At 68.1% G+C, this 12901-nt stretch carries 9 protein-coding genes and 1 tRNA gene; 5 read left to right on the forward strand and 5 right to left on the reverse strand.

Going from position 1 to position 12901, the window contains the following annotated elements; genetic code table 11:
- From ACK8OU_RS01600 to ACK8OU_RS01615, 4 genes are all read left to right on the forward strand, one after another.
- On the forward strand, positions 1-2823 hold the full coding sequence (locus ACK8OU_RS01600) for a helicase-related protein (RefSeq protein ID WP_410301999.1): 2823 nt from the start codon (positions 1-3) through the stop codon (positions 2821-2823).
- 3 nt (positions 2824-2826) lie between these two features.
- Entirely contained in the window at positions 2827-3159 is a 333-nt protein-coding gene (locus ACK8OU_RS01605) for an RNA-binding S4 domain-containing protein (protein WP_410301588.1), read from the forward strand.
- A 106-nt stretch (positions 3160-3265) separates the two neighbouring features.
- The gene (gene fdxA / locus ACK8OU_RS01610; RefSeq protein ID WP_410301589.1) at positions 3266-3604 is read left to right on the forward strand and encodes a ferredoxin FdxA; all 339 of its coding nucleotides are present in this window, start codon (positions 3266-3268) and stop codon (positions 3602-3604) included.
- Between the two features lie 309 nt (positions 3605-3913).
- Positions 3914-4423, forward strand: a complete 510-nt coding sequence (locus ACK8OU_RS01615) for a CarD family transcriptional regulator (protein ID WP_250043208.1) — start codon at positions 3914-3916, stop codon at positions 4421-4423.
- 61 nt (positions 4424-4484) lie between these two features.
- On the opposite strand, the gene ACK8OU_RS01620 is transcribed toward ACK8OU_RS01615, so the two are convergent.
- The 5 genes from ACK8OU_RS01620 to ACK8OU_RS01640 all read right to left on the reverse strand — a co-directional run bounded on the left by ACK8OU_RS01620 (position 4485) and on the right by ACK8OU_RS01640 (position 11923).
- The gene (locus ACK8OU_RS01620) at positions 4485-6356 is read right to left on the reverse strand and encodes a monovalent cation:proton antiporter-2 (CPA2) family protein (RefSeq protein ID WP_410301590.1); all 1872 of its coding nucleotides are present in this window, start codon (positions 6354-6356) and stop codon (positions 4485-4487) included.
- Positions 6357-6418: 62 nt separating this feature from the next.
- Positions 6419-9112, reverse strand: coding sequence for a hypothetical protein (locus ACK8OU_RS01625; protein ID WP_410301591.1), 2694 nt, complete (start codon positions 9110-9112; stop codon positions 6419-6421).
- Positions 9113-9300: 188 nt separating this feature from the next.
- Positions 9301-10584, reverse strand: a complete 1284-nt coding sequence (locus ACK8OU_RS01630) for an O-acetylhomoserine aminocarboxypropyltransferase/cysteine synthase family protein (RefSeq protein WP_410301592.1) — start codon at positions 10582-10584, stop codon at positions 9301-9303.
- Positions 10585-10679: 95 nt separating this feature from the next.
- Entirely contained in the window at positions 10680-11666 is a 987-nt protein-coding gene (locus ACK8OU_RS01635; RefSeq protein WP_410301593.1) for a hypothetical protein, read from the reverse strand.
- A 173-nt stretch (positions 11667-11839) separates the two neighbouring features.
- Positions 11840-11923 (reverse strand) — tRNA-Tyr (locus ACK8OU_RS01640).
- A gap of 121 nt (positions 11924-12044) precedes the next feature.
- Here ACK8OU_RS01640 and rlmB point away from each other — a divergent pair.
- Positions 12045-12854: a 23S rRNA (guanosine(2251)-2'-O)-methyltransferase RlmB gene (rlmB, locus tag ACK8OU_RS01645; protein ID WP_410301594.1), complete on the forward strand. Its 810-nt coding sequence runs from the start codon at positions 12045-12047 to the stop codon at positions 12852-12854.
- Positions 12855-12901 lie beyond the last annotated feature (47 nt).

Genomic DNA, 12901 nt, shown 5'->3' on the forward strand with positions numbered 1-12901 from the left:
ATGGCGGATGGGCGGATCACGGCGGTCCTTGGGCCGACGAACACGGGCAAGACGCATTACGCGATCGAACGGATGCTGGCGCATCGCACCGGCATCATCGGCCTGCCGCTGCGATTGCTGGCGCGCGAGGTCTATGACCGGATCGTCAAGGCGCGGGGGCCATCGGTCGTGGCGCTGGTCACCGGCGAGGAACGCATCGTGCCCGAGCGCACCCAGTATTGGGTCTGCACCACCGAGGCGATGCCCGACGGCATGGGCACCGATTTCCTGGCGATCGATGAAATCCAGCTGTGTGCCGATCCCGAACGCGGGCATATCTTCACCGACCGGCTGCTGCATGCGCGCGGCCTGCACGAGACGCTGTTCCTTGGCGCGGAGACGATGAAGGGGGCGATTGCGGCGCTGGTGCCGCGGGTTCAGTTCACACGGCGGGAACGGTTTTCGGAATTGCGCTGGGCAGGTTCGAAAAAGACAAGCCGGATGCCCCCGCGCAGCGCGATCGTGGGTTTTTCGGTCGATAATGTCTATGCGATTGCCGAGCTGATCCGCCGGCAAAAGGGCGGTGCCGCGGTGGTGATGGGCGCGCTGTCGCCGCGCACGCGCAATGCGCAGGTGGCGATGTATCAAAATGGCGATGTGGACTATCTGGTCGCCACCGACGCCATCGGCATGGGGCTGAACCTGGATATCGACCATGTCGCCTTTTCCGCCACCGCCAAGTTCGACGGCCGCCGGATGCGCGCGCTGTTCCCGCATGAACTGGGCCAGATTGCGGGGCGGGCGGGGCGGCATACCGCCGACGGCACCTTTGGCGTGACGGGCGAAGCAGGCCCCCTGCCGCCCGAGGTGATCGAGGCGGTCGAAGAGCACCGCTTTGCCCCGATCCAGCGTCTGCAATGGCGCAATCCGCGGCTGGAATTCGGAACCCTGCCGCGGCTGATCCAGAGCCTCGAGGAAAGCCCCAGGGACCAGTGGCTGACCCGCGGGCGCGAGGCTGATGACCTGCGCGCGCTGAAGATGCTGGCCGACACCCCCGAGATCATCGACCGGGTCGTGCATCCGTCCGATGTGCGGCTGTTGTGGGATGTCTGCCGGATCCCCGATTTCCGCTCGATCTCGGCCAGTGAACACGCCACGCTTCTGGCGCGGATCTTCGGCTTTCTGCAGACCGGCAAGGGCGTGCCCACAGACTGGCTGGCCAAGCAGATCGACCGCATCGACCGCACCGATGGCGATATCGATGCGCTGTCCAAGCGGCTGGCCTTCATCCGCACCTGGACCTATGTCGCGCAGCGCAAAGGCTGGGTCGATGATGAAAGCCATTGGCGCGGGGAAACGCGCGCTGTAGAAGATCGGCTGTCGGATGCGTTGCATGGCGCGCTGACCCAACGATTTGTGGATCGGCGCACTTCGGTGTTGCTGCGCCGGCTCAAGCAGAAGGAGACCCTCGTGGCCGAGGTGAACGACAAGGGCGAAGTGATGGTCGAGGGCGAATTCGCCGGGCGGCTTGAGGGGTTCCGCTTCCGGCAGGACACGACGTCTTCGCCCGACGAGGCGAAGATGCTGGCCCGCGCCGCCTATGAGGCGCTGCGACCGGAATTCCATCTGCGGGCGGACCGGTTCTACAATGCCCCCGATACGGAAATGGATTTCACCGAACAGGGGGGCCTGATGTGGGGCGCCTCGGCGGTGGGCAAGCTGGTGAAGGGCGCGGACCCGCTGAAACCCGTGGTCGAGGCCTTTGTCGACGAAGAGGCGGGGGCGGATGTGGCCGAAAAGGTCAAGCGCCGGCTGCAGCATTTCATCGACCGCAAGATTGCCACCCTGTTCGAGCCGCTTCTGGCCATGAGCCGGGATGAGGCGCTGACGGGGCTGGCGCGCGGCTTTGCCTTCCGTCTGGTCGAGGGCCTGGGCATACTGCCGCGCGAAGGCGTGGCCGCCGAGGTCAAGGATCTGGATCAGGAAGCGCGCGGCGCGCTGCGCAAGCACGGTGTGCGCTTTGGTCAATACACGATCTTCCAGCAGGCCCTGCTGAAGCCCGCGCCGACGCGGCTGCGGCTGGTGCTGGCCTCGCTTTGGGACGGGCTGGCCGAATTCCCCGAAAGCCCGCCGCCCGGTCTGGTGACGATTCCCTACCTGACCGAGGTGCCGGTGGCGCATTACACCCAGTCGGGCTATCGCCCGGCGGGCGCGCGCGCGATCCGCATCGACATGCTGGAACGCCTGGCCGATTTGCTGCGCGGGCAGGACAGCCGCGCAGGCTTTGAGGCGACGCCGGATATGCTGTCGATCACCGGGATGACGCTGGAACAATTCGCCGATCTGATGGGCGGGCTGGGCTACAAGGCCGAGCGGGGTGAGCGTGCCAAGGTCAAGCCCGCGCCCGAACCGCAGGCGCCGGTCGAGGGTGCGGAAAACCCGATCCCCGAAGAAGCCTCGCCCCTGGCCGAGGCCGAGGCGCAGGCCGAAGCGGCGGCGCCGGAAACCGAAGTGTTCTTTACCTTCACCTGGGCCCCGCGCCCGCGTGGCCAGCGCCCGGAACGGGGCGGGGATCGCGGCGAACGCGCGGATCGCCCCGAACGCGGCCCCCGCCGCGAGGGCGAGGGCAAGCGCAGCGACGGCGCCAAGCCCGAGGGTCGGCGCGACGGCAAGCCCGGCGGCAAGCCGCAGGGTGGCAAGGGCAAGCCCGAACACAAGGGCGCCAAGGGCCCCCGGCGCGAGGACCAGCCCCGCAACTTCGAGGCGCGCCCCCCGCGCAAGGAACGCCCGATCGATCCCGACAGCCCCTTTGCGGTGCTGGCCGCGCTGAAGGGCAAGTCCTGAACGATGGCGGAAGGGTCCGACCGGATCCGGATCGACAAATGGCTGTGGCAGGCGCGGTTCTGCAAGACCCGCGCCCTTGCCGCCGAACTGGTCGCGGCGGGCCGGGTGCGGGTGAACGGCCAGCGCATCGACAAGCCGGGCCGCAGCGTCCGGCCGGGTGATGTGGTGACGCTGGTCCGGGCGGGGCAGGGGCGCGCGCTGCGCATCCTGGCCTGCGGCACAAGGCGTGGCCCGGCGGCCGAGGCCGCCACCCTTTATCAGGACACCGCGCCCGATCCGGCCCCGTGCGAAACCCCCGTTCCGCCCCGGGCCGTCCAGCCGGAACAGCCGTCCTGAGCTGCGGCCAGATCGCCGCAGCCCGGCCTTTTGGCCGATGCGCGGCTTGAATGATCGCGCGGGCAAGGCTAGGTAACGGTCAAACGATCAGCCTTCGGGGTTCTTCATGACCTATGTCGTCACCGACAACTGCATCAACTGCAAATACACCGATTGTGTCGAAGTCTGTCCGGTGGACTGTTTCTACGAGGGTGAGAATACGCTGGTGATCCACCCCGACGAATGTATCGATTGCGGCGTCTGCGAACCCGAATGCCCCGCCGATGCGATCCGCCCCGATACCGAGCCGGGGATGGAACCCTGGGTCGAATTCAACCGGAAATATTCCGAACTGTGGCCGGTCATCACGCAGAAGAAAGACCCGATGCCCGAGGCCGAGAAATTCGACGGCGAAACCGGCAAGCTGGAGAAATATTTCAGCGAAAAACCCGGCGCGGGGGACTGATTCCCCTGATTCGGCAGTATTTCTGCCGTATTTGCATCGAAAACGGCATCGGAAATGGTGCCAAGCCTCTGATTTCAAAGGGTATTGGCTTTGCGTCATGGCGCCGCGCTTTGAAATGCCGCTTTTTCGTGCTACATATGTATGACAAAGGTCCCAGACCCCCGCGCCGCCGCAGGCCATTCACCTGTGGGGGCTTTTTCAACGACGATTTGCACCCGTGCGGAAACCAAGGCTTCCGTGCGGTGTGGATTGTCCGCTGAAACCGGGCAAGGGGCCTTGCCTGCGGTGCCCGCTGCTCAAGGAAGCGAAATGACCAAGACCAAGAAGACCGAATTCCACCCCAACGATTTCGTCGTTTATCCCGCGCATGGCGTGGGCAAGATCATCTCGATCGAGGAACAGGAAATCGCCGGGATGCGGCTGGAGATGTTCGTGATCTCCTTCGAGAAGGACAAGATGACCTTGCGCGTCCCGACCAACAAGGCCACCGATGTGGGCATGCGTTCGCTTTCGACGCCCGAGGTCGTGTCGAAGGCGCTTGAAACGCTGAAGGGCAAGGCCAAGGTCAAGCGCGCCATGTGGTCGCGCCGCGCCCAGGAATATGAACAGAAGATCAACTCGGGCGACCTGCTGTCGATCGCCGAGGTGGTGCGCGACCTGCACCGCAATGACGACCAGCGCGAACAGTCCTATTCCGAACGCCAGCTGTATGAAGCGGCGCTGGAACGGCTGACGCGTGAGGTTGCCGCCGTTTCCGGCACGGATGAGGCCGGGGCCGCGAAAACCGTCGATGATGTGCTTTTGGGCCGCGCCGCCTGACAGGGGCGCGCCGCGCTGGCAAAGACGAACCGCGCAGGCCCCGGCCCGCGCGGTTTTTCGTTCAGCCAAGCGGTTCGTCGGGCGCGGTCGCGTCGGGGGGCACGGCAAAGCGTTCCATCAGCGCGTTTTCCAGTTCGCGGTTCAGTTCACGCGTGCGGGCGATGTATTCGGGGTTTTCATCCAGCGGCACGCCGGGCTTCCATACCTCGGCCTGTTCACGCAGCGCGACCCGGTCCAGCTTGAAGAAGATCTTTTCCAGCTCTGCGGCCTCATATTCGGAAAGGCCTGCGTTTTCCAGCACATAGCGTGCCGCCCGCAGGCTGGAATCGAACAGTTCGCGGATGATGTCATTGGCGCCGGCGCGGTACAGTTCGAAGACATGGCCACGGTCGCGGGCCCGGGCGATGATGTGCAGATCGGGGCGGATGCGGCGGGCATAGCTGACCAGGCGGGTCGTCGCGGTGCGATCGTCAAGGCAGACCACCAGCACCCGCGCCTTGGTGATGCCGGCGGCGGCCAGAAGCTCGGGGCGGGTGGGATCGCCGAAATAGCTTTTGACCCCGAACTTGCGCATCAGGTTGATCGTCTTCAGGTCATTGTCCAGAACCGTCGTGCGGAATCCTGACATTGACACCATGCGGTTCACCACCTGCCCGAAGCGGCCGACCCCGGCAATGATGATCGGTTGCTGATCCTCGATCGTGTCGGCATCGGGGCCGGTGCCGGGACGCGCATGGCGCCGCGCCAGCACATCGTGCAGGATGAACAGCAGCGGCGTCAGCAGCATCGACAGCGCGATCACCACCAGCGTGGTCTGCGCCACAGCCTGCGGCAGGATGCGCTGCGCCACCGCGAAGGACACCAGCACAAACCCGAATTCCCCCGCCTGCGCCAGCCCCAGCGTGAACAGCCACTTGTCGCGCCCCTGAAGGCGGAACAGCCGCCCCAGCGGATAAAGGATCGCCGCCTTTACCGCGACCAGCCCCAGCACCAGCGCCAGGATCTGGACCGGCGCGCCGGTGATCACGGCAAAATCGATACCCGCGCCGACGGTGATGAAGAACAACCCCATCAGCAGGCCCTTGAACGGCTCGATATCGCTTTCCAGTTCGTGCTTGAATTCGCTGTCGGCCAGAACCACCCCGGCCAGGAAGGTGCCAAGCGCAGGCGACAGCCCCACCAGCAGCATCAGCGAGGCGATGCCCACCACGATGACCAGCGCCATCGCGGTGTTCACCTCGCGCAGTTTCGCGGCCTGGACATAACGAAACAGCGGGTGGATCAGATAGCGCCCGGCCAGGACGATCGCCGCCACCGCCCCCAGCGTGATCAGCGTGACCCCCCAGGCGGGCAGCGAATCGATCAGATGCGCGGCCGGATTGGCATCGCCCTGTTCCGCCTTGGCCAGCGCCCGCGCACCCGGAAGCGCCAGCAGCGGCAGCAGCGCCAGCATCGGGATCACCGCGATGTCCTGCATCAGCAGCACCGAAAACGCCGACCGCCCCCCCGCCGTCTGCATCAGGCGCTTTTCGTTCAGCGTTTGCAGCACGATCGCGGTAGAGGACAGCGAAAAGATCATCCCCAGCGCCAGCGCCACCTGCCAGGTCTGGCCGAACAGCATGGCCAGCACCGCCACCGCCGTCATGGTCAGCACCGTCTGCAACCCGCCCAGGCCCAGCAGCTTGTCGCGCATCGCCCAAAGCGCGCGCGGCTCCAGCTCCAGCCCGATCAGGAACAGCATCATCACCACGCCGAATTCGGCGAAATGCTGCAGGTCGTGCATTTCCGCCCCCACAAGCCCGAAGACCGGCCCGATCAGGATACCCGCGATCAGATATCCCAGAACCGATCCCAGTCCCGCCCGCGTTGCCAGTGGCACCGCGACCACCATGGCAAACAGGAACAGCGTTGCCTGCAGCAGGAAACTTTCCATCCGGTCTTATTCCGCCTCTTTCGTCCGGCCAGCGGTGCGCGCGTCCTGCCGGCCCGGTGCCATCAGCTGCCCTTCAGCAGTTCCAGAACGTAGTTGCGACCGTTCTTCTGATAGGTCAACTGGTTCGTTCCGATGGCGGTGACGCGGCCACCGTCCAGCCGGTCACCGATGCCGACCTTGACGAACTTGCCATTGGGCATCCGCACCAGCGCGCGGCGGTTCTTGGTGGCGCCGTAAAGCCCGATCAGGTTGATCTTGCCAAGGTTCAGCACATTGGCCTGGGTCGCCTGCTTCGCCACCGAGGCGCTGGTGGGCAGTTTCAGCGCGGGCGATGTGACCTCGGGCTCGTCCAGCTCATCCGCTTCCTCGGGGGCGGTGGTGGCGGCGGCGCGCGGGGCTGGTGCGGGGGCGGGGGCGGCGACCGGGGTTGCCACGGCGGCGGCCACGGCGGCCTCGACCGCGGCGGTCTGGATGCTGGCTGCGGCCGCGGCTGCGGCGGCGATGCCCCGGGGACGGTCTGCGGGGCGGCGCGCAAGTGTCACCGCCTGCGGGCTGGCGGCGCGCAGGGCGGCCTCGGTCGCCTGTCGCGCGGCCAGCGCCTCGGCGGCGGCATTGGTGACGGTGGCCGGGCGCGCCCTTGGGGCCCGCGCAGCCAGGCGCGGATCGACCGGCGCGTCGGCGGGCAGGGCCGCGCCATCCCCGGTCGTGGCGGGCGCTTCGGTGTCGGTTGTGGCCGCGGGGGGCGGCTGGACCGGGGCGCGGTTGGCAATGGCGGCGGGGCGGCCTTGCGGCTTGAACCCGGCCAGTGCGGGATCGGCATAGGGTGCGGGCGGGGTTTCCGTGCCGGTCCCGGCGGGCGTCGCGGTGTCGGTTCCCGCTTCGGGGGCAAGCGCGGCGCGCAGGATCGACGCGGGCCGGGGGGCCGCGATTACGGGCGGGCGGCCCGCGAACAGCGTGAAGCCACCCGGCATCGCCACGCCCTGTGCGGTGGGGATGATTTCGCCGCCGGGGCCAAGCCGGGCCAGCTGGCCGAAGGGGGCGGGCGTGGGCAACGGATCGGGCCGGGCATCCGGTGGGGGCGGCGTCAGCGCGGCCAGATCGCCGTCCGTGTCGCTGAGTGGCCTGGGATTGGCGCTGGAGATCGCCGTCAGCCGCAGGGCGGGCTCGGGCGCGTCACGATCGCCCCAGACATCATCCGGCGTGCCCGCAGCCGCGGTGGCAACCGTTGCGGGGGCAACCGTTGCCGGTTCCGGGGCAAGGGGGGGTACGCCGGGCGCGCCGCGCCCCCCGGTCTCTGTCGCCGCGATGACCGGGACCGTTTCGTCCGTCGCCGCATCGGCAAGGCCCGTTTGCGCGGGGGGGGGCGCGGCGTTGGCCTGCGCTTCGGGTTGGGCAAGGCCGGGGTCGGCCGGGGGGGCGGGTGGCAGCCTGTCGGTCGCCGCGGCGATCGGGGTGGGCCCATCGGGGCGCGGGTCGCCCAGGAACATCGACCAGATCGCCACGATCAGCAGGAACAGCACCAGCCCCAGCGTCAGCATCAGCCCCAGGTGGCGGTTGCGCGCGGCGGGCGGGGCCGTGCGGCGCCCGCCAAAGACGGTGCGGTCCGATGTGGCGGACGGCGGGGCTGGCGGCATCTGGGCGGCCGGCCGGGGGGCGGCGGGGCGCGGGGTCTTGTCGGCGGCCGCCCCGGTCGCCGCGCGCGCGGCAGTGGTGACCAGACGCGGGGCGCTGGCGGGTTTCTCGGGGCGCAGGCTGGGCGCAGGTACGGGATCGGGCAGATCGATCGCGGGGGCAAGCACGGCAGGGCTGCCCGCATCCTTGCGCAGGCGCGGCAAGGGGGCGTCGGCACCCGTGCCCATGGGCCGGGTTGCCGCGCCAAGACGCGGCGCGGCGGGGGCGGCGGTCCCGTCACCTTCTGGCGGGGGGCGGCGCGATGCGAAGGTGATCACCGGCGGGGCGACTGGTTCCGGCGGCTGTGGCGCGGATTCTGCTGGCGCGGATTCCGGCAGTGCAGGTTCTGGCGGTGCAGGTTCTGGCGGTGCGGTTTCGGGCAAGGCATCGTCGTGTGCGGCCGTGTGCGGCCCGATTGCCCCCATCGGTGCTGCGGTGTCCACCGGCGCGGGGGTCGCTTGCGGCGCTGGTTCCGGGGGGGCTGGCGTGGGATCGGGGCTGGCGGCCAGATCCACATCCGGTGCGGCAGGGGCGATCGGGGGCGCGGGCAGGCGGACGGGATCCTGATCGCGGTCCAGCCGCGCGCCTTCGGGCAGATGCTGCGCCGCGCCTGTGGTCAGGCCAAAGAACGGCTCGCCGCCGAACTGCCCCGGGTCGGGGCTTGCGACCAGGCACAGCGGGCAAAAACCATAGGTTTCGGCAAAGGCCTCGGCCTCGGCCAGGGTGTCGCGTGCGACGACGGCCACCTGCACCTCTTCGCCGGTGCCGGACCAGTCAAAGACCAGATCGGCCACGGCATAGGGCGTCATGCCTTCCAGCGCCTGCGCGATCCGGCTGCGGCGGCTGGCGGCATCGGGGCCGGGGGCATGAACCCGGGCATACAGGATCTGCGAGGCCGGAATGATCAGCTTGCTGGTCATCCCCTTGGGTTCCAGCGTCCGCGCGCGGGCCCGCAGCCGCGCCATCGCCGCCGTCAGGTCGGGATCGTCCAGCGAAACCGCGCCCACGGTGACCCAGCCCTGCCCGGCACGATGCAGCAGGTCGATTTCGTCATGGGCAAGATTTAGCGCAAAACTGGGTTTCATACCGGGGGTCTAGCACAAGCATCGGTGGCATCGAAGCGGCTGTGGCGCCTGGGCCCTTGGTAAAGCAGTTTTCCGCGCATGAAAAGCGCACAGGCCCCGGCCCCGCCCGCAAGCGTGTCACGCTGGCGTGAGTGGGCAGGGGGAATGGCCGGGGCCCGGGCGCGCAGGCCCCGGCCCCGCCCCGCCGGTCAGGCCGTGGCCTGGGCCAGCGCCTGATCCAGATCGGCGATGATGTCGCGGGCATCCTCGGTCCCGATCGACAGGCGCACCACATTGGGCGCGGCGCCTGCCGCCACCTGTTGTTCGGGCGTCAGCTGCCGATGCGTGGTCGAGGCCGAATGGATGATCAGCGACCGCGTATCGCCCAGGTTCGCCACATGGCTGAACAGCCTGAGGTTGTCGACCAGCTTCACGCAGGCTTCATACCCGCCCTTGACGCCGACGGTGAACAGCGCGCCCGCCCCTTTCGGGCAGACGGTCGCCACCCGCCCATGCCAGGGCGAAGACGGCAGGCCCGCATAGGTCACGAATTCGACGCGCGGGTCACGTTCCAGCCATTCGGCCACGGCGCGGGCGTTCTGGACGTGGCGTTCCATGCGCAGCGACAGGGTTTCGATCCCCATCAAGGTGTAATGCGCGCCCTGCGGGTTCATCGTCATGCCCAGATCGCGCAGGCCCACGGCGATGGAATGGAAGGTAAAGGCCATCGGCCCCAGCGCCTCATGGAATTTCAGGCCGTGATAGGCGGGCTCGGGGTCCGACAGGCTGGGGAACTTGCCCGAGGCGGACCAGTCGAACTTGCCCGAATCCACGATCGCGCCGCCGGTCACGGTGCCGTTGCCGGTCATGTATTTGGTCAGCGAATGCACCACCAGCGTCGCGCCTTGTTCGATCGGGCGGCACAGATAGGGGGTGGCCAGCGTGTTATCCACGATCAGCGGCAGGCCGACCTTGTCGGCGACCTTCGCCACCGCCGGCAGGTCGGTGATATAGCCCCCGGGGTTGGAAATCGATTCGCAAAAGATCGCGCGGGTATTGTCGTCCACCGCCGCCTCAAGGGCTGCCAGATCGTCGAAATCGACGAATTTCGCCGACCAGCCAAACCGCTTGATGGTCTGGCTGAACTGGGTGATCGTGCCGCCGTAAAGCCGGGTCGAGGCGACGATGTTGCAGCCCGGTCCCATCAGCGGGAACAGCGCCATGATCTGCGCGGCATGCCCCGAGGAACAGCAGACCGCGCCCGCGCCGCCTTCCAGCGCGGCCACGCGATTGGCCAGCGCGGCGACCGTGGGGTTGGTCAGGCGCGAATAGATGTAGCCCACCTCTTGCAGGTTGAACAGCCGCGCGGCGTGATCGGCGTCTTTGAATACATAGGCCGTGGTCTGGTAGACCGGCACCTGCCGCGCGCCGGTGGCGGGGTCGGGTTCGGCCCCGGCATGGATCTGAAGGGTGTCGAAGGAATAGTCGGACATGGGCGGCTCCTGTCAAGAAATCGGGCGGAGCCTAGCGGCGCCCCGGGGGCGCTTCAAACATATTCGTTTCGCCGCATGTGGCAGGCGGGCGCGGCCTAGCGCAGCCAAAGCCCCTCGCGCCGGATCGCGTTGCGCAGGGCCTGTTCGCGCCGGGGCAGGTTGGCGCGGTCGAACATCGCGCGCAGGCGGCGTCCCTTGCCCTGATAGACCAGCTTGCGGATCGGCTGGTATCCCTTCAGCACCTTTTTCACCGGATTGGGCGCGCAGACCTGTTCCAGCATCGCCACCACCGCATCGCTTTCGCGCGCATAAAGCAGCGGCAGCGCGCGCCAGTGGCAGCTGACATCGCCATCCAGCCCATCCAGCCCCGGCCCCGGCCGCCCGCCGCCCAGCGAATGGATCACCAGCGGCAGGGCGATCTGATCCAGCCAGGGGGTCAGGCTTTGGCAGGCCAGTTCATCGGGCGTGTCGTCGCGGATCGACAGGGCAAAGCGCAGGAACCGCGCGCCGAATTCGGCCGGATCGGCACCAAAGAACCAGCCCGCGTTGAAATAAAGATAGCGTTCCCAATGCTCATCGGGATGCGACAGGTCCAGCGAACTTGCGAAATCCAGCCCGAAGCGGTTGTAAAGCGCGCCCCAGATGCCGCCATGGCCGGGACCGTAGAGCGGCGGTTCCGGCCAGGTGCCTTCGCGCCGCATCGAGGCCGCGGGACGGTTGAAATCGAAATCGACCGATGACAGCGGGCCGGTGAACAGGGTGTCGGTGTCGAAAAAGACGAAAGGTTCCCCCGCGGGCAGGGCGGACAGAACCTCGATCTTGTTGCCATGCGGATAGGACTGGCCGAAATGGTGCGCGTCAAAGGGCAGGATTTCCGCGCCGCAATCGTCCAGCAGCGCCCGCACTGGCCCCGAGATGCGGGTTTCGTCCTGCCACAGCGGGCCGGGCCGGGGTTCGGCCACGATCAGGCGGCCGGAAAAGTCGGGATTGCTGGCGCGCAGGGACAGGGCGAACAGCGCCGCCTCATATTCCAGCCGCCCGGCCTGGGCCACGCAGACCAGGTTGAATACTTGTGCCGACACCGATCATCCCCATTACACGAAACACCCCCCGCCGGGCCAGCGGCCTTGCGGGAACGGGCGCACCATACCGGGGCCGGGGGGCAAGCGGAAGCGTCAGGATTGGGCCGCGCCACGGGGGCGAAATGCCACGCCACAGGGCCGAAGCCCTTGAATAAACACCAACCTTGGGGAAATGGTGGGCGACCCTGGAATCGAACCAGGCATGGGTCTCCCCGGCGGAGTTACAGTCCGCTGCCGCACCTTGCAGCACGTCGCCCGACGCTGGCGGGTGGATACCGAAGGGGTCGGGGGGCGTCAAGCGGGAAAATGCCTTTGCCGCCGCTCTTGCCAAACTGCGACGCGCGGCGCAGGAAGGGGCGAACGGAAAAGGGACCTGCGATGAAGAAACCGGCCTGGGTGATCGACAAGGAACGCGCGCGCCGGGCGGCCGCGGCCGAAACGGTGTGGCTGTTCGGCCTGCATGCGGTACGCGATGCGCTGATGAACCCCGCGCGGGTCAAGCTGCGGCTGGTGCTGACGCGCAACGCCGCCGACAAGCTGGCCGATGCGATCGCGGCGGGCGGCCTTGCGCCCGAGATCGCCGATCCGCGCAAATTCGACAGCATCGTGCCGCTGTCGCCCGATTCAGTTCATCAGGGCGCCGCGCTGGAGGTCAAGCCACTGGCCTGGGGCAAGCTGGAAGAGGTCTGCCTGACCGGCGCGGGCGCGCCGCTGGTGGTGCTGCTGGACCGGGTGACCGACCCGCATAACGTCGGCGCCATCCTGCGATCGGCCGAGGTATTCGGTGCGCGCGCCGTGATCGCGCCCGCGCGCCATTCCGCGCCCGAAACCGGGGCGCTGGCGAAAACCGCCAGCGGGGCGCTGGAACGTCAGCCCTATCTGCGCGTGGGTAATCTGTCCGAGGCGATGGAGGCGCTGCGCGATATGGGCTATGTGCTGCTGGGCCTTGCGGGCGAGGCCGATGTGACGCTGGACCAGGGGCTGGCGCAGGCGGGCACCCGGCCCGTGGGTCTTGTGCTGGGGGCCGAGGGACCGGGCCTGCGCGAAAAGACGCGCGACACCTGCGATGCGCTGGTGCGGATCCCCTTCGGGGGCGGCTTTGGGTCGCTGAACGTGTCCAATGCCGCGGCGGTGGCGCTTTATGCGGCAACCGCGCGTCCCGGTGGCACGGGCCCCAAGGCGGGCTGAGGTCACAACTGCGCCAGCCGGGCCGGGGCGCACTGGTCCGGGGGCTG

This window comes from Pontitalea aquivivens (assembly GCF_046507575.1).
Classification (GTDB): Bacteria; Pseudomonadota; Alphaproteobacteria; order Rhodobacterales; family Rhodobacteraceae; genus Pontitalea; species Pontitalea aquivivens.